General features: G+C 54.8%; 23 protein-coding genes. 6 read left to right on the top strand and 17 right to left on the bottom strand.

Annotated features, from left to right (window positions below):
* Nucleotides 1–3: 3 nt before the first annotated feature.
* The 3 genes from ppk1 to AB8B76_RS03180 form a co-directional block, all read right to left on the bottom strand.
* Complete coding sequence (gene ppk1, locus AB8B76_RS03190) at nt 4–2,148, bottom strand: polyphosphate kinase 1 (RefSeq protein ID WP_405270180.1); 2,145 nt, start codon at nt 2,146–2,148, stop codon at nt 4–6.
* A gap of 56 nt (nt 2,149–2,204) precedes the next feature.
* Nucleotides 2,205–3,080, bottom strand: coding sequence for a universal stress protein (locus tag AB8B76_RS03185; protein WP_405270178.1), 876 nt, complete (start codon nt 3,078–3,080; stop codon nt 2,205–2,207).
* Between the two features lie 68 nt (nt 3,081–3,148).
* Complete coding sequence (locus AB8B76_RS03180) at nt 3,149–3,970, bottom strand: alpha/beta fold hydrolase (protein ID WP_405270175.1); 822 nt, start codon at nt 3,968–3,970, stop codon at nt 3,149–3,151.
* 77 nt (nt 3,971–4,047) lie between these two features.
* Here AB8B76_RS03180 and AB8B76_RS03175 point away from each other — a divergent pair, with 77 nt between their 5' ends.
* The gene (locus AB8B76_RS03175; protein ID WP_405270172.1) at nt 4,048–4,779 is read left to right on the top strand and encodes a hypothetical protein; all 732 of its coding nucleotides are present in this window, start codon (nt 4,048–4,050) and stop codon (nt 4,777–4,779) included.
* Here the strand turns inward: AB8B76_RS03175 and AB8B76_RS03170 are convergent.
* From AB8B76_RS03170 to AB8B76_RS03145, 6 genes are all read right to left on the bottom strand, one after another.
* Nucleotides 4,776–6,113 (bottom strand): alginate export family protein, encoded by a 1,338-nt coding sequence (locus tag AB8B76_RS03170; protein WP_405270169.1) that lies wholly within the window; start codon nt 6,111–6,113, stop codon nt 4,776–4,778. The genes AB8B76_RS03175 and AB8B76_RS03170 overlap by 4 nt on opposite strands.
* Before the next feature lie 124 nt (nt 6,114–6,237).
* Nucleotides 6,238–7,062, bottom strand: coding sequence for an esterase/lipase family protein (locus tag AB8B76_RS03165; RefSeq protein ID WP_405270166.1), 825 nt, complete (start codon nt 7,060–7,062; stop codon nt 6,238–6,240).
* A gap of 147 nt (nt 7,063–7,209) precedes the next feature.
* Nucleotides 7,210–7,782 (bottom strand): PspC domain-containing protein, encoded by a 573-nt coding sequence (locus AB8B76_RS03160; RefSeq protein WP_405270163.1) that lies wholly within the window; start codon nt 7,780–7,782, stop codon nt 7,210–7,212.
* Nucleotides 7,779–8,042: an envelope stress response membrane protein PspB gene (gene pspB / locus AB8B76_RS03155; RefSeq protein ID WP_405270160.1), complete on the bottom strand. Its 264-nt coding sequence runs from the start codon at nt 8,040–8,042 to the stop codon at nt 7,779–7,781. The genes AB8B76_RS03160 and pspB overlap by 4 nt, the downstream gene beginning before the upstream one ends.
* A gap of 67 nt (nt 8,043–8,109) precedes the next feature.
* Complete coding sequence (gene pspA / locus AB8B76_RS03150) at nt 8,110–8,796, bottom strand: phage shock protein PspA (RefSeq protein WP_405270157.1); 687 nt, start codon at nt 8,794–8,796, stop codon at nt 8,110–8,112.
* Nucleotides 8,797–8,798: 2 nt separating this feature from the next.
* Nucleotides 8,799–8,996, bottom strand: a complete 198-nt coding sequence (locus AB8B76_RS03145; RefSeq protein WP_405270154.1) for a hypothetical protein — start codon at nt 8,994–8,996, stop codon at nt 8,799–8,801.
* 193 nt (nt 8,997–9,189) lie between these two features.
* Between AB8B76_RS03145 and pspF the strand changes: the two genes are divergently transcribed.
* Together pspF and AB8B76_RS03135 are read left to right on the top strand one after the other, a co-directional pair.
* Nucleotides 9,190–10,254, top strand: coding sequence for a phage shock protein operon transcriptional activator (pspF, locus tag AB8B76_RS03140; protein WP_405270151.1), 1,065 nt, complete (start codon nt 9,190–9,192; stop codon nt 10,252–10,254).
* A 93-nt stretch (nt 10,255–10,347) separates the two neighbouring features.
* Complete coding sequence (locus AB8B76_RS03135; protein WP_405270148.1) at nt 10,348–11,805, top strand: succinate-semialdehyde dehydrogenase; 1,458 nt, start codon at nt 10,348–10,350, stop codon at nt 11,803–11,805.
* A 48-nt stretch (nt 11,806–11,853) separates the two neighbouring features.
* Here the strand turns inward: AB8B76_RS03135 and speB are convergent, their stop codons facing one another.
* The 3 genes from speB to AB8B76_RS03120 are packed head-to-tail and all read right to left on the bottom strand — an operon-like array spanning nt 11,854 to nt 15,779.
* On the bottom strand, nt 11,854–12,807 hold the full coding sequence (gene speB / locus AB8B76_RS03130; protein WP_405270146.1) for an agmatinase: 954 nt from the start codon (nt 12,805–12,807) through the stop codon (nt 11,854–11,856).
* 39 nt (nt 12,808–12,846) lie between these two features.
* Nucleotides 12,847–14,352 carry a glycerol kinase GlpK gene (gene glpK / locus AB8B76_RS03125; protein WP_405270143.1) on the bottom strand — a complete coding sequence of 502 codons (1,506 nt, stop codon included), beginning with the start codon at nt 14,350–14,352 and terminating at the stop codon, nt 12,847–12,849.
* Nucleotides 14,352–15,779 carry an aldehyde dehydrogenase family protein gene (locus tag AB8B76_RS03120; RefSeq protein WP_405270140.1) on the bottom strand — a complete coding sequence of 476 codons (1,428 nt, stop codon included), beginning with the start codon at nt 15,777–15,779 and terminating at the stop codon, nt 14,352–14,354. Before AB8B76_RS03120 ends, glpK begins: the two co-directional genes overlap by 1 nt.
* 225 nt (nt 15,780–16,004) lie before the next feature.
* On the opposite strand from AB8B76_RS03120, the gene AB8B76_RS03115 reads away from it, so the two are divergent.
* From AB8B76_RS03115 to AB8B76_RS03105, 3 genes are all read left to right on the top strand, one after another.
* Nucleotides 16,005–17,153: an acyl-CoA dehydrogenase family protein gene (locus tag AB8B76_RS03115; protein ID WP_405270137.1), complete on the top strand. Its 1,149-nt coding sequence runs from the start codon at nt 16,005–16,007 to the stop codon at nt 17,151–17,153.
* 3 nt (nt 17,154–17,156) lie between these two features.
* A complete protein-coding gene (locus tag AB8B76_RS03110) occupies nt 17,157–18,146 on the top strand; it encodes an NAD-dependent epimerase/dehydratase family protein (RefSeq protein ID WP_405270208.1) in 990 nt (329 codons plus the stop codon).
* A gap of 116 nt (nt 18,147–18,262) precedes the next feature.
* On the top strand, nt 18,263–18,733 hold the full coding sequence (locus AB8B76_RS03105) for a c-type cytochrome (RefSeq protein WP_405270134.1): 471 nt from the start codon (nt 18,263–18,265) through the stop codon (nt 18,731–18,733).
* 112 nt (nt 18,734–18,845) lie between these two features.
* Here AB8B76_RS03105 and AB8B76_RS03100 read toward each other — a convergent pair whose 3' ends face one another.
* The 5 genes from AB8B76_RS03100 to AB8B76_RS03080 form a co-directional block, all read right to left on the bottom strand.
* Nucleotides 18,846–19,565: a cytochrome b/b6 domain-containing protein gene (locus tag AB8B76_RS03100; RefSeq protein WP_405270131.1), complete on the bottom strand. Its 720-nt coding sequence runs from the start codon at nt 19,563–19,565 to the stop codon at nt 18,846–18,848.
* 4 nt (nt 19,566–19,569) lie between these two features.
* The gene (locus tag AB8B76_RS03095; RefSeq protein WP_405270128.1) at nt 19,570–20,277 is read right to left on the bottom strand and encodes an NUDIX hydrolase; all 708 of its coding nucleotides are present in this window, start codon (nt 20,275–20,277) and stop codon (nt 19,570–19,572) included.
* Nucleotides 20,274–21,593 carry an amidohydrolase gene (locus tag AB8B76_RS03090; RefSeq protein ID WP_405270125.1) on the bottom strand — a complete coding sequence of 440 codons (1,320 nt, stop codon included), beginning with the start codon at nt 21,591–21,593 and terminating at the stop codon, nt 20,274–20,276. Before AB8B76_RS03090 ends, AB8B76_RS03095 begins: the two co-directional genes overlap by 4 nt.
* 71 nt (nt 21,594–21,664) lie before the next feature.
* Nucleotides 21,665–22,072 (bottom strand): TIGR01244 family sulfur transferase, encoded by a 408-nt coding sequence (locus AB8B76_RS03085; protein WP_405270122.1) that lies wholly within the window; start codon nt 22,070–22,072, stop codon nt 21,665–21,667.
* A 104-nt stretch (nt 22,073–22,176) separates the two neighbouring features.
* The gene (locus AB8B76_RS03080; RefSeq protein WP_405270119.1) at nt 22,177–22,929 is read right to left on the bottom strand and encodes a sulfite exporter TauE/SafE family protein; all 753 of its coding nucleotides are present in this window, start codon (nt 22,927–22,929) and stop codon (nt 22,177–22,179) included.
* Nucleotides 22,930–22,932 lie beyond the last annotated feature (3 nt).

The raw sequence follows: 22,932 nt of genomic DNA, 5'->3' as shown, positions 1-22,932 counted from the left end.
GGTTTATACCTTTTTTGTTTTCTTGCGCTGCTTGGCAGGCAGCTGCATGTTGGAACGAGGAATCCGTGGTTTCTTTCCGGACTCTAAATAACCGTGGATAGCCTCCTGAGACCGAATCGCAGCGGAGTGCGCTTTTCGCTGCACAGGTTGGTTTGATTGCGCCTTATCCAAAACCCTGGCACGAACATTGTCATGCCACTGAATATCCAATACGTCCTGAATCACGGTTTGCGCGTCAGCATCGTAGATAGGACACAGGACCTCCACGCGATAATCAAGATTGCGCGTCATGAGATCTGCGGAGCCTATGAGGTACTTCGGCTCGCCCGCGTTGTAAAACACATAGACTCGCGGGTGCTCCAGGTAGCGATCCACAACACTGATCGCCTCAATGTTTTCAGAAATATCTTTAACCCCGGGTTGCAAAGAGCACATGCCGCGGATAATTAAACGTATCTCTACGCCAGCATCACTCGCTTCGTAGAGCTTCATGACCAACTCTCGATCAACGAGGTTATTGCACTTCAGGGTCATCGCGGCACGAAGCCCTTTTTTGGCATTGACGATTTCCTGATCGATCATGCCTTCGATGCCTGGCCTTGAGCTGTGCGGAGAGACAAGAAGGTGCTGATACTGTGGGCGTCGATAATTGTATTGAAGAAAATCAAAAACGTCGAAAACCTCACGACCCAAATTTTGATCGTAGGTCATCAGAGAAAAATCTGTATACAAGCGGGCAGTTTTCTCGTTGAAGTTTCCGGTACCGATGTGCGTGTAAAACCTTTGTTGCCCCTCTTCTTTGCGCTGAATCAGCAATAACTTGCTGTGAACTTTCAGCCCCGGCACACCAAACTTAACTTCGATACCGCCCTCAGTTAGACGCTGCGCCCAATTGATATTGGCCTGCTCGTCAAAACGCGCCGCCAGCTCCACCACTGCAAGAACGCGCTTTCCGTTATGCACCGCATTTAGCAGCGCGTCCACCACCCGGGATTCCGACGCAACGCGGTAAAGACAGATCTTTATGTTTTCAACATCGGGATCTACGGCGGCCGTCTTGAGTAAGTCGATGAGGTAGTCAAAGGAATGATAAGGGTAGTACAAAAGTACATCTTTGCTGCGAATCGCCGCGAGGATATTGTCTGCTTCATCAATTCGTGTGACGGGCACATTGCCCAGGGGACGCAACTCAAGATAGCGTGGACCTACACTGGGAAAAGACATGAAGTCTTTGGAGTTGTGATAGCGCCCCCCGGGGATCAAGCTATCGTACTTACCCAGAGAGAACTTAGACGCGAGAAAGTCCAGCAGCGACGCCGGCATCTGGGCGTCGTAGACAAAGCGCACTGCATCTGCCTTACGTCTCTGCTTGAGACTGCTGGCCATTTTTTCGATAAGGCTATCCATGATACCTACATCGAGCTCCAGCTCGGCATCCCGCGAGAACTTAAAACAATAGGCTGCTACCGAATCTATGGGCATTACGCCTCGGAACATTTGCGGCAAACAGGCGCGAATCACGTTATCCAGGGCAATGAATACGCGACCGCTCTTACCTTTGCGCCTCGGGATCTCGACAAAGCGATTCATGCGGTCCGTGGGAACCTCCACCACCGCTACGCGTTGCTTCTTACCTGCGCCAATTTCTACGGCGAGATACAAGCTTTCGTCATTGAGAACAGGGATAGGCGAGCCTTCATTGAACAGAATGGGGTCTAGCTCGGGCAGCAGCTTGCTCGTGAAGTAATCCTGCACAAACTGGGCTTGGTTGGCTTCCAGTTGCCGCTCATTGATCAGGTAAATCCGCCGCGCCTGCAAAGCCTTCATTACAGTCGCGTAGACCTGCTCAAAGTCATGCTGCTGCGCAACCACCTCTGACTGAATCGCCGCGAGAAGCTCTTTCGCTCCTTGTCGTGCGCTGCCGCTAGACACAGAGATTAGCCGACGGACCTCAGCAACTCTTACGCGGAAGAACTCATCGAGGTTATTAGAGAAAATTCCGAGATATCTGAGACGTTGAATCTCCGGGGCATTATCGTCTGCCGCCTCTTGGAGTACTCGGGCGTTGAACGATAGCCAACTCAGCTCCCGCGGCACGAACAAACTATCATCGAGGTCCGCTAAGCGCGTCTTGATTGGGCTACTCATTGATACTCACCATCTGTTGCTCACAGGAACCCCATGCCGCTCAAAGCGGCTCACCATCAGGCGTCGGGCTTTATTGCTAACACATCTGTGTGAAGATCTTGTAGTACGGACTCCGCGGTATTGCCAATCAACTTTGCACTAATGCCCTGACGAGCAACGGTGCCCATTACAACAATTTGCGCTCTCGCCTTGGCTGCCTGGGAGGTAATCACCTTGCAAACCGGCCCACGCTTCGTAACAAACTGCTTTTCTGGGATGCCGTGCTCTTTGGCCAGCGCTTTGAGGTGAGGAAGCATTTCCTCACGATGCTTTTTGGAATAGCTGATGGGATCCACGAGATCGAGATCGGCCAAAACAGAGGGTATCTCGATCGCTGACATGATCTTGAGCTCGACGCCTAAAGCCTCCGCCAGAGCCTTCGCCGCCCCCAGAACCTTGGAGTTTAGCTGTTGCTTACTCTTCTTGCGGGTTCCGAGATCCAGTGCAGCCATGACGGGACGAGTCCGACTCCACTTTTTCTCAGCTACCATCAGAACAGGCACAGGACACTCTCGCAGAACGTGCCAATCCGTTGAGGTGTATCCGAGACTACCGGTCGTGTGCGTCGTTTTGACAACTGCGGAAAACTTCGCGCTACTGGTACGCTTCACGATCCAGGGATGCACGGTCTTAAGCCAAACTACCTTTAGGGCGACCTTTTGATCTTTGCTTGCGAAAGCATCAATTCGCTCGAGGATCTGCGCGCGGCGCTTATCCAGGATTTGCTGCTTCAATGTAGCCTGTGCAGCTTTGCCACCCTCGATACGATTGAGTGGCGCGTACACGAACGCAACGACCTCCACGTCGTAGCCCAGTTTGGCCGCCAGCTCGAGGCCTCGGGACGTCGCTACACATGACTTACCCTTGTCCGCAACGATTAGAATCTTGCCCATACTGTCTCTCCCGTGTCGTTAACTCGATTATAGGCGCTCAAGACAGTGGCGAAAGGGTCGTCTCTCAATTAATCGGCAAAAATATAGGCGGATACAGTATCTGCGGTGGCCTTGGGTGCCTCCAAGGGGAACAAATGCCCGCCTGGAATTTCTTTAAAGGACGCTTGAGGCTGCCAGTGCTGCCAACGCGACCATATTTCAGGTCGAAGGGTATCGCTGTCTGACCCACGAATTGCCAAGGTGGGCACCGGCATACGCTTCATGAGTGGTCGGGCCCTTGGCGCACTGCCGTAGACCGCCGCTTCCCATGCCCCCGAATAACGCAGCTGCACTCCCCCGTCTGGCAGAGCTGCTTTACTAGCCTGTACATAATTTGACAGCGCCTTGTCGCTAAGCCCTTTGAAAGCGCGCTTGCCCCGATAAAAGTCAAAGGCCGCTTCGTGGTTCTCAAAGTGCTCTGGCCGAGATAGAGCACGTCGAAGCATAGGCATGTTCTTGCGCCGCTTCTCTGGCATCAGCTTTGTTGCCATCACTAAACGATCGGGCAAGAACACAGGGTCCAACAAGATAAGTCCTGCTATTTTTTCGGGGTGACGACTAGCCGCAAGCGCGGCAATAGTTCCACCCATGCTATGCCCCATCACCCAGACCGGGGCATCAAACCGCGCGTTGAGTACGTCAAGCATATCGCCTGCGAAAAGCTGCCAGCTCAAACGTCGGGGCGGCTCTCTCCCTCCCCACAAAGGACGATGCTCCAAAGCGCTGATTGCGAACTTGTCTTGCAGGTGAGCAAAAAGTTCTCTGTAGCTCCCCGGGGGGTAGCCGTTAGCATGTGCAAACAACAGAGGAAGCCCCTCTCCCCCCATGTCTTCTACAACTACGCTACTCACCGTGACCTCCTCAACAACACTGTATTCGCAGCCTATGTCACCCAAAGATTTTTCGACAGCTCTGCTATGCTGTGAACATGGACAATGAAGATACAGCAAACCGCGGCCTGGACTGGAGAATTCTTTTCGGGCTCACGATTACGACGCTCTGGATGGGCACGGGCATCTACTACGTCACGGCCATCGTTGGCTGGAATGAGTTTAAGGCACTGCCCACCGCCGATATTGGCAGCTTTTTCGAAGGGGCTTTCGCTCCTCTCGCCTTTTTATGGCTGGTCATCGGCCACTTTATGCAACAGAAAGAAATCACCGCCAATACGCGCGCCACAAGTATGCAGGAGCAAAGCACGCGGCGCCTGGAACTCCACTCGCGGCGCGACTCCTATTTCAAACTCTTGGGTCTGGTGCAGGAGCAGTTAGGGAGTATCGCCGGCTTCCACTACGTGTCCGTTTTCGGACCTACGGGAACCAATGAGGTCTCAATGGAGGAGTTCACAAACTTGCGCTCTGAAGCAAGCACGGGCGATCACTCATTGTTTATTCGCCGCCTGATCTCAGCCATCGCCAGTAGCCGCGACGACCCCGAGGCCGTGCGTGACATTCTTTTTGGTACAGATATACGCTCGCGCCACAGCGAGAGTTTCAAACGCACCTTCGGCAGACTTCTCGATGCGGCAGAGTCTGTGGATACGGACAACATGCTTCGGGAAGCTCTCCTTGATGGCTCGGCCGCGGGAATCTACTACCGACTGCTTCGCCATGTCTCCGGCGAGGAAGAGATGAATCCGCTATCGGGTCTTCGCATCTAGTAACTCCAGCCAATTTGAGTAAACAAATATTGGCTATCCGTTGAAGCTGCGGGATTTAGCAATGCCCCCGGTGCTCCGGCAAAGTACTCACCCTTGTTGAGGTAAGCAGCGCCCAAAGCCACGACGAGAGACGTGTTGTTGGGTGTCCATCGCCAACGCAACTCCCACTGCCCGCCAATCTTTCGACCCGAAGCGCCCGTGAAGTCCCTTCGCCCTCCGGTAACAAAAAAGTCTCTGGGACTATCCAGCGATAGCCAGCGATGAGATAACAACCAGGCCTGATTTTCGGACGACTGCCACCAAGCCCGTACTGCCGGCGCACGCAGGTTGCTGCGAACCGCAGCTCCGAAGATACCGCTGGGCCCAAGTTCAAATGCTCGGGCGCCATACAGGCGATCGAAACGCTCGTTTCGACCATCAAAAGGATCTCGATCACCCGTCGCCTGATCATAGGCAAGCCGGAGATTTAATCCGGGCCACAGCTCCATGCCTAGATGCATATGAGTGAACCAGGCACGATGATCCAAAACCTCGTCAGGGGTCGAAAAAACACTCGCTCGGGACTCGCCCCATTGGTAGGCTGCCTCGAGCTCGGCATCCAGCGCGCCATCCGTCCAAACGAAGCGGGCGCCCAAGGTTGTCAATTCACGATCGGCCACTGGGCGACCAGGCTCGTCATTGAGCTCGCTGACAAACATATAACTAGCCAGGGTTGCGTCCGATTGGGGCACAACATAGTCAATACTAGCTCCCCAGAAACGCTCACCGCTCCCGGCCTTGTCGAGGCGAAATTCTTTTTCTCGCAAGGAATCAAAATCCAGGCCGTCCGGCCTACGTTGCAGCGGTAGAGTATAAAAAACCGCAGCGTTAGCGCTTGGAGATACATAGCTCAAGTGCGCGCCCTGGAACGCGTTACTGGTATTGCGAAACTTATTCCGCGCAAGCAGCCGTCGGCTACCGTAATCAATCGTCATTCGGCCCAAAGAAAGATCAAACTCCGAGCCGTCTTTTAATGCCCACTGTTTCGACAGCTTCGCTACGATGGGCTCGAGCGTGTTGATATCGTCAGTGCCTATTGGCGAAAGCGCCTCGGCCCCCCAGGCACGGCTGTCCTGAACCTCGACTTCCACGCTCCAGTCGGATGCCCGATATAGCGCTCCCACGACCGTACGAGAAAACTGCAGGTGGTCCTTAGCGGGGGCCACGATGCGGAAAGAATCAGAAAGATATTCTGTTCGAAGTCGAACATCCAAGTGCAGAGACCAACCAAGCGAGGGATCGTCATTATCCTGTGCGAAGACGCTGGAGCTAAGAAATAAGACGCTGGAGCTCAAACATAAAACGCTGGAGCTCAGACATAAAGTTGAGCTGAGCAAAAACCTACACAGACAAAGACTAATGCCTTTGATCATCAGCAGTTAGATGGCTCGATTACCAGCCAGCAGGCATTCGAACTAATCAAGCGTGCTTGGGAACCACAACACTAGCCAGGCCACTTGCAGAGAAAGGCTGCCAGTCTTCAACGGATTGTTTCAGGCGATCGGCAATCACATACCAAACAGTGGGGTTTAAAGTCATCCCACAGTGACTGCCGCGAACCTGAATATTCTGCGTCGTTCCATGCGCGAATTCAGGGTTCTGAAAAGAAGTCCGCCAATTCACGATGCCATCGCCTTTGGAATAGACGGCTGTTGTCGGCACTGGAGGCGCACGGTGTAGATCGTCAAGGGCGACGGGCAAGTCATCCGTGGGGTTCAGCGCCTCAAAGAGTCGCGCGGGATAGGAGCCGCTATGCCGGCCGCGCCCAAAAGGACTCCCGAGCGAGATTACTTGCCGTACCTGAGAGGGATCCTCACGAGCGATCTCCCGGGCAAAGATGCCGCCCAGACTGTGGCCTACAAGCGAGACGGATTGACCGTAGCGATCGCCGAGCATAGCTACGCGCTCCATCAGGTTATCGAGGGTCTCTCCTCTGGGGCCCAGGTTTTGTCCCTGCCCCCAACCATAGACCCTGTATCCGAGACTTTTCAGAAATCGCCTCAGAGTAGCGTTGTACCCATCGGAGCCAAGAAACCCCGGCAACACCATCACAGGGTGGCCATCACCGGGCGCAAGATTACTTAAGAGGCGCCGTACAGATGCGAGCGAAAGAACTTCGAGGGCCATTCTCTGGGGCTCGGTCAATGCAAGCCACGCAGCTGGAGGGGGCAGGTTATAAGGATCTACCGGCTCTGTCCCCGGCATCACTACGTCACCAAACAAGGCCATTCTACTCGCGCCCATAATTCCTCCTGATTGGCCGCAGAGCTACTGTCTGCGGCGCGAATTTTATTTTTTTCTATTGGGCAGGGAGGATACTCCGAGGAGCCCGGGGCACAACCCCCGGGAATGACTTGCTTTTTAGCACTCGCATGCGTTCCGGTGCTAGCTTCAGAGCCTGGAAAGCTCGCTGTTCAACTTGTAACGTCTGGAAGTTACATAGGTTTCCATGTCTTCCACGCGCCGGAGTGCCGAATCAAGACGCTCTCTAGCCCTTGCCAAACGAATGCTTGCACTATCGCTGTAGCGAAACATCCGTTTGGGACGGTAATCGTGATAGCGCTCGTCGTACTCCATCTCAGGCCCAAAAGCCTCTTCGTTCGCCGACGCTGGCGCGGCCTGCGAGGCTTCTTCCGCTTCACGCTTACGGCGGCGACCACTGCGATCATCCGGCCGCGGACTCAACAATAGGCAAGCCGCAACATAGGCCCAGATGGCGAGCGTACCGGTGAACAAAAACGCGCCTATAAAGATTAAGCGCACAACCCAGTCAGCCACGTCCCAATAGTCAGCAACGCCTGCCGCTACACCGCAGATCTTGCCATCACGTCGGTTGCGATACAGTCCCATTCCCCAACCGTGACGCTTACGCTCCTGGTAGTAACGAAACTGCGCTCCACCCCGGCGACGTCCTCGGCCGTGCCTACGGCGACGGCGACCTCTATCATCGGAATAATCGTTCATGAGCTTCTCCTTGTGTTGCTGTCCTGCAGCTCCTGGTCTCTCCAATCCCCATGTTCAGAATCGAGGATCGACTCCAGCGCCTGTATGCGCTCAGTCAGTCGGTCAACCGTAACCAGAATCTGTTCAACGTTCTCACGATCTTCTTCATTCAAACTTCGACTTGAACGATTGAGGCTGCGGTAGTGCAGCACAATCCAAATCGGAGCAACGATGACCATAAAGAGAATCGTTGGCACGAAAAGTAGTTCGTAAAGTTCCATCTATGGCTCCCTGCCTAATAGGGTAAAGCTCCCATCCTGCACTATAGCCGCTGGGAGCGGAATGGATTTAGGCGTCCTTGGACGACTCTCCCCCACCCAGCTCAGCTTTCAGGCGATCCAGCTCCGCTGTGATCTTCTCATCCTGCTCAAGGGCATTGATCTCCGCCGCCAGGGAGGGCGCCACGTCTTTCCCCATGTCCATCACTTCAAGCTGACTCTCCAGATTGTCCATGCGTCGCTCGAAGTGTTCAAAGCGACCAAAGGCCTGATCCAGTGCATCACGATTAACCTGTCGCTTGACCTTGATTCTGGACTCTACCGTCTGAGTACGCATCACGAGAGCCTTTTTCTTCGCCTTCGCATCATTGAGCTTCGCCTGCAGCTTACCGATCTCATCGTTGAGCTGTGCAATGTGCTCGTCGGTAGCAGCCAGTTCGGTACTGACCGCCTCAAGCTCCTCTTCGATCTCGCGCTTTTCCTGCAGGGCAGCTCTGGCAAGGTCCTCACGTCCCTTGCTGATCGCCAATTTGGCTTTCTGCTCCCAGGACTCAGCTTCAGCTTGAAGCTGCTCGACACGCCGTGTTGCGGCTTTGCGATCAGCCAGAACCCGCGCAGAAGAACTGCGCACCTCAACCAAGGTGTCCTCCATCTCCTGGATAATCAGTCGAATCAGCTTCTCAGGGTCTTCAGCCTGGTCGAGCAAAGCACTGATGTTCGAGTTAATGATGTCGCTCATACGCGAAAAAATACCCATAGTTACTCTCCTTGCGAGTGATTAGGGGAATCAGACCGGGACTGCATTGCATCCCCCGGTGCCGAAATCAGGTTTACAGCTTCTACAACAAGTACTATTTCAAACAGTGAAACGAGTGCCAGAGATGGCCCAGTGACAGCAGCTATCCCACAGGCCACCACGGCTAGGGCGAGATAGATCGTCATACGGTCGGGCTCCATGGAGCACTCCTTAAAATTTGTGATTCGATAGATACAATCCAATTAGCGGGCCAACAACTTCATATAATAAATAAAAACAACAGCTTAAGAAGCTTATATCAAGTTAATAATGATATAAAAATCACAATAAATGGTTTGTATAACCATATAATTTGGTAAAATAAACCGCATTAAGTGGTATATTTGACGCACTATGCGTACTCCCGACAACATGCTTGGAGAATCCTCGGCGTTAGCAGCGGCGCTGGATCATCTGTCTCAGCTAGCTTCAATCCAACGCCCGGTACTGGTGCTGGGAGAGCGAGGGACGGGAAAAGAACTCGCGGCAGAACGCCTGCACTACCTCTCACCACGCTGGGATTCACCTTTCGTCAAAGTGAACTGTGCCGCCATGGCGGAAACACTCCTTGAAAGCGAACTCTTCGGACACGAGGCCGGCGCCTTTACGGGGGCCTCAAAACTGCACGTAGGACGTTTTGAAAGAGCAGACGGAGGCACCCTACTACTGGACGAAATCGGCACTATGTCTCCTCGTCTTCAGGAAAAGCTTCTGCGATTGATCGAATACGGCGAGTTCGAACGCGTGGGTGGCCAAAGGACACTCCGCGTTGACGTGAGAGTTATCGGATCTACCAATGCTGATCTTCGGGCGATGGCCGAGGCGCAGTCTTTTCGCTCAGATCTCTTGGATCGCCTTAGCTTCGACGTCGTCCACATGCCAGCACTGCGGCACAGGGGCGAAGACATAGCACTCCTGGCCCGACACTTTGCTGTACAAATGAGCGCTGAATTGAGCTGGGAGCAGTTCCCGGGCTTTGCACCTAACGTCCTTCTGCAGCTTAGAGAGTACGCTTGGCCAGGAAACGTGCGGGAGCTTAAGAACGTGGTCGAGCGCTCCTTGCATCGCTGGGCCGATCAAGACAGCCCCGTAGCAGAACTGATCATTGATCCCTTCGAGAGTCCTTGGTCCGAAAGCACTGACGAGCAGCAGCGGCTCCCAGACCCCATCGTCGCAGCACTGGTGCAAGCCGGGACTGATTTGCAAGCGCCAGCTGCTGCGACTGCCTCCGAGGACTTAAACCCAGCGGTGAAAAACCTGCGCGAACGCGTGGATGCCTACGAGAGACTGCTCGTTGCGACGGCGCTTGAGCAACACGACGGCAACCAAAGACGCGCCGCCGAGGCTCTAGAGCTGAGCTACGACCAGCTTCGGGGACTTGTCCGTAAGCACAAGCTTGGTCGACGCAAAACTCGCTAAAGATTATCAAATAAGCCTGTTTAGGCATTTCTTCTTGGCTTGTCTCCTTGTAACGTACGCGACCTGAACAGCGTAATCCCAAGGAGTTAAGTCATGACACTTCCGCTCACGGACATGTCTCTGCTGCGTAATGGTGCCTACATCAACGGCGAGTGGCTTGCAGCAGACGACGGAAAAACACTGGCCATTTTGAATCCCGCAAACGGTGAAGAAATCACCAGCATAGCGAGCGTGGGCGTCAGTGAAACGCGGCGCGCTATCGAAGCCGCCGAAGCGGCCATGGACGACTGGAAGCGCCTTGCGGCAAAGAGTCGGGCACAGATTCTTCGCCGCTGGTTTGACCTCATCATGGAGCATCAGGAAGATCTCGCCACCCTCATGACTGCCGAGCAGGGCAAACCTCTAGCGGAGTCACGCGGAGAAGTCGCCTACGGAGCATCCTACGTGGAGTGGTTTGGAGAGGAAGCTAAGCGCGTATACGGGGACGTTATCCCCGGACCCGGCGAAGACAAGCGAATTGTCTGCATCAAGCAACCCGTGGGGGTTGTGGCTGCGATCACACCGTGGAACTTCCCCATAGCCATGATTACCCGGAAAGCGGCTCCCGCCCTGGCAGCAGGTTGTACCATTGTTATCAAACCTGCGAGTGAAACTCCTTTGAGCGCGTTAGCACTTGCAGAACTGGCAGAGCGTGCTGGCATACCCGCTGGTGTGCTCAACGTAGTCGCAGGCTCAGCGCGGGACATCGGAGGAGAGCTTACCGCCAACCCCTTGGTGAGAAAACTCACCTTCACAGGCTCTACCCCGATTGGAAAAGTTCTTGAGGCGCAGTGCGCCGACACCATGAAGAAAACCTCTATGGAACTCGGGGGCAATGCACCATTCATTGTTTTTGATGACGCTGACATTGATGCCGCTGTCGCCGGCGCCATGATTTCCAAGTACCGCAATGCAGGGCAGACCTGTGTCTGCTCAAATCGAATTTTTGTACAAAGTGCTATCTACGACAGCTTTGTAGAAAAACTCGTGGCAAAAGTGGCCGAGCTGTCTGTAGGCGATGGCATGCAGGACGGCGTTGTTTTAGGCCCTCTGGTCAACGCCAAGGCTGCAGTCGATGTTGACGAACTAGTACAAACATCCATCGCCAGCGGAGCAAAACTTGCCATCGGTGGCGGGCTTCACCCACTGGGTGGGAGCTTCTACCAGCCCACCGTGCTTACGGAAGTTGATAGCACCATGGCGGTGTTTCGAAACGAGATCTTCGGTCCTGTCGCACCAATAGTTCGTTTCGAAACTGAAGAAGAAGTGATCGCAATGGCGAACGATACTGAGTTCGGCTTGGCGTCGTATTTTTATACCCGGGATATCGGTCGCGTCTGGCGTGTCGGCGAAGCGCTGGAATACGGCATCGTGGGTATCAACGAAGGCATTATCTCCAACGAGATGGCGCCCTTCGGCGGGGTCAAAGAGTCAGGTTCAGGCCGCGAAGGGTCGCGCTATGGTATGGATGACTACCTGGAGATTAAATACATGCTCATGGGCGGCTTGTAAGTCACGGCTCGAGCTTTAAGCCAAAACCACGAGAAACCGAGGCGGGGTCTAGTCCCGCCGCTCACAACCAGGAAAGCTACAGAGCATTTCAAACATCAGGTTTGCTGCGAGCAATGCCGTGTTCCCGGTCGTGTCATAGGGTGGAGACACCTCGACCAGATCAGCGCCCACAAGGTTTGTACCAAACACGCCGCGAATCACTTCCAAGCCCTGAGATGTCATCAAGCCCGCGGGCTCTGGCGTGCCTGTGCCAGGGGCCACGGAAGGGTCAAGACCGTCGATATCAAAACTCAGGTACACGGGATGCTCAGCGCCAATCTGCTCCCGAACTTCCTGCATAAGCGGCTCGAGAGACTGATACCAGCACTCTTCTGCCGGCACCACTCTTACGCCCCTTTGTCGCGCCCAATCGAAGTCATCCGCGGCATAGCCTGTGGCACGAAGACCAATCTGCACCATTTTCTTGGGATCAATGAGCCCCTCTTCAATGGCACGGCGGAAAATAGTCCCATGAGTGATGGATTCACCGAACATGTGATCATTCATGTCAGCATGAGCATCAACATGAATCACCGCTAGCGGCCCATGTACCTTTGCCTGCGCTCTTAGAATCGGCAGCGTAATCGTATGGTCGCCACCCATTGCCAGAGTTTTTGCTCCGCTCGCAAGCACCTCGTCGAAGTGGCTTTCGATGATCCCTATGGATTTCTCCAGGTTGTAAGTATTGAGCGCGACGTCCCCGGTATCCGCCACCTGAAAAGAATCGAAAGGCGCAGCTTTTGTCGCCATACCGTAAGGCCGGACCAATACCGACTCCGCACGTATCTGACGGGGTCCATAGCGCGATCCCGCTCGATTGCTGGTGCCGCAGTCCAGAGGAACGCCCAGTATTGCAATGTCGAGACCTTGCGCGCTCAGCTGTACGGGAAGCCTGAACATGCTGGCGATACCGCCAAAACGCGGCATCTCATTCCCTGACAGGGGCTGGTTAAAATCGCTCAATCTATGCTCACTCGTCTATTGTTTAATGAAAGAACTCGTCTATCTTCGAAGTGTCTGACTTTGAAGCGTCTGGCGGACCGCGGCCTGCCAACTTTCCATCCGTCTGCGCCGACTCGCTGCCGTTACGCTAACGGCAAACTCACTCTCAGGCTGCCATATACGCTTTATTTCTGCACTGTTGCGCCAAAGACCGACACCCAATCCGGCAAGATAGCTCGCGCCGGCCACGGTGGTCTCAGTTATTCGAGGACGCACCAGCTTTCTGCCGAGGTAGTCAGCCTGAGACTGCATAAGCAGATCATTAGCCGCAGCACCTCCATCAACGCGCAGCGGCCGCATCCGCTTACCGAGATCCGCTTCCATACATTTCAGGATATCGACATTTTGAAGTGCCATCGCATCCAAAGTTGCGCGAGCTATGTGGCCCCGCGTACTTCCGCGGGTTAAGCCGGTAATCAAGCCTCGTGCGTCAGCCGCCCAATGGGGCGCTCCCAGGCCCGTGAGTGCTGGAACAAACTCCACACCGCCGTGATCAGGTACGCTGGATGCAAGAGCCTCCACATCAGAGGCCCGCCTTATCAATCCCAGTCCGTCGCGCAGCCACTGCACTGCAGCCCCACACACGAAAGCGCCCCCTTCCAAGGCGTACACGGGGTCCTTATTGTCTAGCTGCCAGGCAACGGTCGTTAGCAAACCGGACTTTGAAACCACCCGCTCATCCCCTGTGTTCATCACAATGAACGAACCGGTCCCGAAGGTACATTTAGCATCCCCAGCCGTAAAACACGCCTGACCAAAGAGCGCTGCCTGCTGGTCCCCCGCTATGCCGGTGATGGGGATGCCGTCAGGAAGACCCCGCACTCCCCGCGTGTGCCCAAAAATTCCACTGCTTGGACGTATTTCGGGAAGCATGCTTGTGGGAACTTCAAAGAGCCGGCTAAGCTCCTCATCCCACTGCAGGGTCTTCAAATTCATCAAGGAAGTACGTGCTGCATTGCTCACATCCGTCGCGTGTTCCTCCCCCCCTGTCAGTCGCCATAGCAGAAAACTATCAATGGTCCCCGCAGCTAGAGCGCCAGCTTTTAATGCACGCTTTGCAGCAGGTACTTCGCGCAAAAGCCAACGAAACTTACTGGCGCTGAAATAGGGGTCCAAGACCAAACCGCTGCGCTTTCTTACGGTATCTTCATGACCGGCATCGCGCAGGGCGTCACAAAAGTCACTAGTCCGTCTGCACTGCCAAACAATCGCGTTGTGCAGCGCGTCACCGCTCCGTCGATCCCAGAGTACTGAGGTTTCACGCTGGTTGGTGATGCCAACAGCGACAATATCCGAGGGCTTGCACAGCTTTTTACGAAGAAGCCGCGAAAGCGCTTTTTCTACTGAAGACCAGATAGCCTCCGGGTCATGCTCTACCCACCCGGGTTTTGGGAACACCTGCGGAAACTCGATGTTTACGCTGGCGCAGAGCTGCCCCTGCGAATCAACCAGGGCGACGGTACTGCCCGTCGTGCCCTGATCGATCGCAAGAATGAAGTCAGGCATTAGGCTGCAAAGCCCTCCATAGCCTTGATCTCCAGATAGTCCGTGAAACCGTGCTCGCCCCATTCGCGGCCGTTTCCAGATTGCTTAAAGCCACCAAAAGGCACCTCGTAGCCACCGGAAGCACCGTTGATGTGGATGTTGCCGGCACGAATACGTCGCCCCACTCGCCGCGCGTGCTCTATATCACCACTCTGCACATAACCCGCAAGACCGTAGGGCGTATCGTTCGCCATGGCGATCGCCTCGTCCTCACTCTCATAGGGGAGTATTGCCAGCACCGGACCAAAAATCTCTTCCCGCGCAATGGTCATGGTGTTCGTCACGCCTGAGAAGATCGTAGGCTTAACGTAGTAGCCCGCATCCAAGCCATCAGGTCGGCCCGTGCCTCCCGCAACGAGGGTAGCCCCCTCATCGATACCCGCCTGAATAAGTCCCTGGATCTTGTTGAACTGAACCTCTGACACGACCGGACCGATCTGTGTCGCCTCGTTCGCGGGGTCGCCAACCACAACGCTGGCAGCGACGTTGGCCGCTATCGCTTCGACCTCGGCCAATCGGGCTGCAGGAACAAACATTCGCGATGGAGCGTTGCAGGACTGGCCACTGTTCATAAACATGCTCATGACACCGCGAGAGACCGCTGCATCAAAGTCCGCATCATCAAGGATGATGTTCGGCGACTTACCACCCAACTCCTGCGTGACCCGCTTAACCGTCGGCGCAGCATTCATCGCGACTTGTGTACCAGCTCGCGTCGAACCAGTGAAGGACATCATGTCGACATCAGGATGCTTGGACAAAGCCGCACCTACAGTCGGCCCATCACCATTTACCATGTTGAAGACACCGGCAGGAACTCCGGCCTCATGCATGATCTCGGCCCAAATCTGAGCGGACAAAGGAGACACTTCACTGGGCTTCAGAACAATCGTACAGCCCACTGCCAATGCGGGAGCGACCTTGCAAGCGATCTGATTTACCGGCCAGTTCCAGGGCGTGATCATTCCACAGACGCCAATGGGCTCTTTGACAAGACGATGCTGCCCAAGGTCTTCTTCGAACTCGTACTCTCGAAGCACATCCAGCGCCTGCTGCAGATGCCCAAGACCGGTGTGGGCCTGAGCCGTCTCAGCCAAGCCCTTTGGGGCGCCCATCTCGGTACGAATGGCTTCTGCCATATCCTGGTAGCGAGACTGGTACACCTCAATGCAGCGCTCGAGCAAGGCAATACGCTCTTCACGACTGCTGACGCCATAGGTCTCAAAAGCCGCCTTTGCCGCCGCTACGGCTCGATCTACGTCTGCCTCAGAACCTAAAGAGATTCGCGCACAAACGGTCTCGTGAGCGGGGTCGATAACATCGAAAGGCTTGGCAACCGCAGGGTCAACCCACTCGCCATTAATATAAAACTGTAGATGCTCGCGCATAGGACTTGCTCCATTATTGTGGTGTTATCGAAAAATCCGAGACCGGAGTTTAGCACCGCAGAAGCTGAGGGAAAGCACCGTTTTTTATCATCCAGAGTAAGGCTCTGACGGTAACGAGTCCGCCGCAAAGCTCACAAGCCTGAGACCGGAGCTTCCTTGCACCTACCGGGTGTATCACCCACAATATGCGCCCCTAATTGCTTAGCCTATTCGAGGACAAATACCATGAACATGGATATTGCCAGTGACGAGATGACCCTCTTTCGCGACATGGCGCGCCGCGCGTTTGAGCAGGAGATAGGGCCTCACTTTGAAACATGGGAAGAAGACCACCTGGTACCTCGCGAGTTCTGGAACACCATGGGAGCAGCGGGCTTGCTCTGCCCCGACGTCGATGAAGCTTATGGCGGCGCAGGTACAGCACCCCATGTGACGCTGATGCTCATTGAAGAACTCTCTCGCATGGGATTTGGCGGAATCGCAACGGGCTACGGCATACACTCCAATATTGTGGCGCCCTATATCAGCCGCCATGGCACCGACGAGCAAAAGCAGCAATGGTTACCGAAAATGGTCAGCGGAGAAGCCTTTGGCGCGCTCGCCATGACTGAGCCCGGTGCTGGCTCTGACGTTCAAGGTATCCGCACGAATGCCGTGCGGGACGGTGACGAGTGGATACTCAATGGCTCAAAAATCTTTATCACCAACGGTATTCACGCAGACATCGTTGTCGTCGCTGCGATCACCGACCCCGGTAAAGGTGCAAAAGGCACATCACTCTTTTTGGTAGATACGACGCTACCTGGGTTTGAGAAAAGCCGTAAGATCGAAAAAATTGGCCAGCACACCTCGGATACTGCACAACTTTTTTTCCAAGATGTACGACTTCCGGCGAACGCCCTCCTCGGGGAGGAAAACCGGGGCTTTATAATCATGATGGAAGAGCTTCCGAGAGAGCGCCTCGGTATCGCAGCACAGGCGGTCGGCTCCGCTGAGGGCGCTCTGGATATCACCGTCGATTACGTAAAAGAGCGAAAAGCCTTCGGGCAGAGCATCGGCGAGTTTCAAAACACTCGCTTCAAGCTTGCCGATGTGAAAACCCAGATTGGGCTCAGCCGAGCGCTCTACGAGCAGTGTGCTGACGAATACGCAGGGGGCGCGCTTACCGCTGACAAGGCCGCGATGCTTAAGCTCGCTTCCTGTGAAATGCAGTGCAGCACCATTGACGATTGCTTGCAGCTGTTTGGCGGCTACGGCTACACCGTTGAATATCCCATCTCGCGCTTTTATACCGATGCGCGCATCCAACGCATTTACGGCGGGTCATCGGAGATCATGCGTGAACTCGTAGCTCGCACGATGTTGGGGCGCTAGGGCCTGAAGCAAACAGTTCTTCTTGCCGGCGCTACCGGCTATATAGGCTCTCGGGTAGCCCGAGAGCTTTTACAACATGACTACGCAGTTATCTGCCCCGTCCGGGATAACCAAGCTGCTGCTGCGAAGGCATTGGAAGCCTTCGCAAGCTCCAGCACGCAGGGTAGCCTTACCTTTTGCCCAACACGCCTGCAGGACGTAGCAAATCTAAATGACGCTCTACAGGCCTTCCCGATAGATAGCATCGTGTCTTGCATCGCCAGTCGGAGCGGCGGCGTAAAGGATAGCTATGAAGTCGATTACCTTGCCAATCACGCACTCCTTGAGTGGGCTCTTGGCAATGACGTCAGACACTTCACACTCCTGTCCGCCATATGCATACAGAAACCGCGACTGGCGTTTCAGTTCGCCAAGCTGAAATTCGAAGACGAACTGGCCGCGTCAGGAATAGCTTATACGAGCGTCCGCGCTACTGCCTTTTTCAAATCCCTTAGCGGGCAGCTCAAGCGAGTCAGTGAGGGAAAGCCTTTTCTTATGTTCGGAGACGGCACGCTCACTCGGTGCAAACCGATCGCCGAGTCAGACCTCGCCACCTTCATACGTTTGAGCCTGGAGTCCCACGATCTACAGGGGGTACAGGCTATTGGTGGACCGGGACCGGCGATAACGCCATTAGAACAAGCGCAGCTTTTAGCGCGTGTCACAGATCAACCCCTGCGCACTCGCGGAGTCAGTCCAACGTTACTAAAGGTGATCGCAGCGATACTAGCCGTGCCCGCTCGCTTGTCAAAAAAGTTTGCCGACAAGGCAGAGTTTGCACGCATTGGACATTACTATGCGACGGAGTCAATGTTGCTCTGGGATGCGGCCAGAGAAAGCTACGACGCAGACGCAACCCCCGAGTTCGGCACTATCACTCTGGAAGACAGTTATCGCGCACAGTTAGCGGGCACAGAAGACCAGGGGCTCGGCGATCAAGCCGTGTTCCGCTGAAACACAAAGTTGACGCAAACACTTAGTCTCTTGCAGAAGCCGCCGGATTAGGGTTCTATTAACGGGACGCGTGTTCATCACTGATAGTGCTCAAGAAAACAAACAGGAGAAGTTGTATGTCGAAGAAGTTGCTTGCGACCGGTTTAGCGGTACTCACTCTTAGCGCAGCGCCCGTGGCGCTATCTCACTTGGTGAAGGAAGAGGCTATGCAGTCCTATCGCCAATCTTACTTCACACTGATCGCCATGAACTTTGGCCCCATGGCAGCGATGGTCAAAGGTGATATGCCTTGGGACGATGCAAAAATGCTAGCGCTCGCCGAAGATTTTGCCGCTGTCGCCAGTGTAGACGTAGCTCGCGCGTTTGGCCCGGGCTCAGACAAGGGTACAACCCGAGCCAAGCCTGAAATCTGGGAGAACACCGACGATTTCCTGGAGAAGTACGCCGCCCTCCAATCTGCCGCCGAGGGGCTTTTAGCCGCTGCTCAAACTGGCGATCGCGGAGCTATCGGTGGCGCCATTAAAGACACCGGCGGTGCCTGCAAAGCCTGTCACGATGAGTACAAGTCTAAAGACTACTTGTACTAGGCCTTTCTACCGCTTTATCTTTGTATCGTTCTACCTGTCTACCTGTCTACCGGGGCGCTTTGCGCCCTGGTATGTGCCAGAAACCTCTTCGTGGTGTCGCCGCCAGTTCCTGTTACCAGTAGTAATCGGATACCGGTGGAGCGGGTGCAAGTTCAAGCAGCGCAAACAGCATCCCCGCAAGTAAAATCGCAATGATCAGCGCCTTGTAAACCGGTTGCGCTGGCCCCGTTCCAACCCGCCCCTCTGTCTTCCCCAACACCATCGGCTTCAAAAGTCTCTGTTTACGCACTCGCTCGTAATAAAGAACGGACGCGACATGGAGAGCAATGAACCCGAGAAGCACATTGAAGATTATCTCGTGATACGCCGCCAAGGCGTCGCTTATCCCGGTATCAAACACATAATAGAAGGGGCCGGTGTACAAAACATCGTCGGTATTCACCGTCCCGGTTAGCGCCTGTGCCAACAAAAGAAGCCACAGCAACAGAGCAGACCACCCCCCCGCAGGGTTATGACCTGGCGTGGTACTGGACGCTCCTCGAAAGTACGCCAATACCCCCATCGGTCCGCGCAGAAAGTCTTTAAACCTTGATTGTGGAGAGCCCACGATACCCCAGCAGAGGCGTGTTAACACCGCAAGCAGCAGAGTTAGACCTAACCACTGATGGACCTCCTGATACCCCTCCTCTGCTGTCCACCAGCTCGCTGGAAGCAGCAGCAAGATCAACCAATGAATCAATCGAACTGGCAGATCCCACAGCGGGTACTGCTTCTGCAACGACACATCAGGCGGCGCATCCTCTTCGTCATTTTGTGTTCGGATAGTTGGCAAAGGATTAGTCCTGAGGATACAAAGGCGGCTCGCTCACACCCTCGTATACATATTGCCAGCTGCCATTAGATAGAAACGCACGATGTCGAGGGCCCTCCGCTTCAAGGTCACCGCTTTCGTAAGCAGCATCACCAGGATAAAGGGTGGCAAAAGCGCCCTCACCTTCCAGAGGGACCAAGAGCGGCAGTACGCGCGGACACGGCGTCTCGCGCTCTCCCGCCAGAGCCTCCGATGCGGTGTCATACCGTGCGACAGCGCATAGGGTAATAAACGTAGGCGGCATCATGGGCAGCTCTCCGGCTTTGTGAGTATCCAAAGCTTGTTTCACCCCAATCCATTGATAGTCATGTATCTCACTACCATCGATCACCACTTCGGAATCGGGTGCGACCTCCCCGGCAAAAATCCACGTCGAAAAGCGCTTGCGTTCTCCCACAGGCGTCGTCCAATGGCTAACGAGCACCATTGCTTCGGGATCAGGACAAACTCCAGCTTCCTCTTCCGCTTCTCTTGCAGCTGCAACCCTTGCCGCCTCGTCAGCATCATCACCGCCCTGCTCTCGATCGGCAGCGTCCACAGCGCCGCCTGGGAACACCCAAAACCCCCCGGCGAATGCCAGTGCTCTATTCCTGCGTACCATTAACACTTCCATTTCCTGCTCGCCATCACGGAGCAGGACTACGGTACTCGCCGGTCTGATTTCGACACTCATTTCCCCATCAACTCCATCAGGCCTACGACAGTGGCTTCCACACCCAAGGTGACTGCGGGCTCCGGCGCAATCTTAAACAGCGGGGAATGATGGGACGGGACCGGCTCACCGCCCGCAGCCGCGGCGCTGAATGCTTCCGGAGGTGTTCCTCCAACGGCAAAGTACGTACTGGGAATATAGGGTTCTGTGGTGAAAAACGGGAAGTCCTCGGAGCCCATGGCCTTGCGTTTTTTGTCCCACAGTACGTCGTCCCCAAAGCGCGTTTTCCATACGCCGCGAAGACGCTCTGTCATGGCGAGGTCGTTTGCCGTCACGGGCACAGACTCGTCAGAAACAATTACTTCGGGCAGCTTATCGTCGGGCAATCCGGCGACGCGTCCCATATTGACCGCTACACGGCGGATACCATCCAGCAACAACTCACGCGTCGCCGGGTCGTCATTTCGCACCGTCAGTTTTAGATGCGCCTTATCAGAAATAATATTGTTCTTGGTGCCTGCGTGGAATGCACCCACAGTAATCACTCCCGCATCTCTGGGTGGCAAGGTGCGGCTCACCACCGTTTGTAGAGCCAGTACAATTTGTGACCCGAGCACCACCGGGTCAACACCCGCGTGGGGTGCCGCCCCATGGGCGCCAATCCCGTGGACTATGATCTCAACAGTGTCACCACCAGAATAGGCCGCGCCCATAGCCGCTGACAACTTCCCTGTAGGGATTGCTGATGTCACATGAAACGCCATCGCCATATCCGGCTGGCCAAAGCGTTCCCAGATACCATCTTCCATCATGGCTTCAGCCCCCGAGATCCGCTCTTCAGCGGGTTGTCCTATGAGCATGAGCGTACCCGACCACTCGTCCCGCCGAGCCATCATTTGCCGCGCAGTACCCACAAGGCTCGTAATATGAACATCGTGTCCGCATGCGTGCATGACGAACACTTCGTTGCCATCGGGATCCACCTGCTTTGCTTTAGAGGCGTATTCCAAGCCTGTCTTCTCCTCAACAGGCAGTCCATCCATGTCTGCACGCATCATCACCAATGGGCCGGGACCGTTCTCCAGAATAGCTACAAGTCCTGTTCCACCTACGCCCTCGGTAACCTCGAACCCTGTGTCACGTAATTCTGCCGCTAGGCGCGCCGCGGTTTTATTTTCCATAAACGACAGTTCAGGGTTTTCATGGAAGTACACAAACAGCTCTCCCAAATGACTGTCGTAGTCTTTGGAAATCGCGTCACTGAGGGAGTCTGCAAAAGGTAAAGAGGAATATGAAAGTCCGGATGCGAGGGCTAGCGCGAGAAGCTGACGCTTCATAAAGGTACTCCTTCCATTGAGTATTTGTTCAAATTTGAAAGCTGAATTAAAAACTGGTGCCAAGACGATTCTTAGCCCATAGACATAGAAACATCGAATCCGAGCTGCTGAGCGTGCTGCCTCGCTTGCTCCTGTTCGTCCCCCGTGCGGCTGCTGATCCAGAGATTGCTCGATCTGGTTCCGCTCCTGCAAAACGCGAACACGGCACGAGAGTCATCGAAGAGTGCCGCCATACTTGCCAGGTCATCACCCGGGTAGTTGAAGGCATTGAGGGGGTAATAGTGATATTCGAGTCCAGCCGCCTCCGCGGCCGCTCGCAACTCCTCTGAACCTGGCTGCCCCATAGCTTCGCCATCGGGGCGGTTATTGATGACTACTTCATACCCAGCTTCTGCGATAGCCGCCATATCCGCCGCTTGTATTTGAGGTGAGGCAGCGAGGCTGTCGGTGAGTTTGACGTAACGGGGACTATCCTGCATGCGTATGCTCAGCTCTTTGTATGGAGTTGTGAAGGTTCAAAGTATATCCCGCTGTCAGCATCGGAAACAGCTGGAATCTTGATTGTGATAGGCCGCTTCAGCGGTCAAAGGGCTCCGTAGCCATCAAGAATCAACTTGATTCCAACGATCACCAGAAAGAATGAGATTACCTTGTAGTAGACCTTGGGGTTAGAAATCTGTACCAGCTTTCTTCCCAGTAAAACGCCTAGGGGGGCGATGGGCACGAGTACTAAAGAATTCACGAGATTCTCTCTCGTAAACTGTGCCAACGCGTAATAGGCAGGAAGTTTGACAATGTTTACCACGGTAAAGAACAAACCGGCAGAGCCGGCATAGATAAGCGGCGGAAGTTTCTTGGGCAAGAGATACATCGCAAAAGGAGGGCCGCCAGCATGGATACTAAAACTTGTGAATCCGGACAGCGCACCGATGAGCGTCGCGCTCCACCGGTTATGCTCCTTGCCCAGCGAAGACAACCAACCGATGAGGGTCTGCAGCCCAAACACCAGGGCCACGAAACCTACGAGTAAGCGCATCATCGCATCGTTAACAGAATCTGCCAGAAGGTAACCCGCAAGGAGACCCAACAAGGCTCCAGGAATCAGCAACCGCAGCGCGCGGGAATCAAACTGACCGCGGTAGCTGTAGATCACCACCATATCCATTACCACCAGGATCGGCAGGAGAATCGCCGCTGCCTGCGCCGGCGGCATCACCAGGGCCATCAGGGGCACTGCCAGAATTGCCACAGCTCCACCGAAGCCTCCTTTGGCAACGCCGTACAGAAGCACCGCGGGAATACTCACCGTGTAGAACATTGGGTCTTGCGGTAGCACTCG

This window comes from Congregibacter sp., assembly GCF_045107095.1.
Lineage (GTDB): Bacteria > Pseudomonadota > Gammaproteobacteria > Pseudomonadales > Halieaceae > Congregibacter.
Note: the sequence above shows the minus strand (reverse complement) of the source record. Positions and strands in the feature narration are given on the sequence as shown.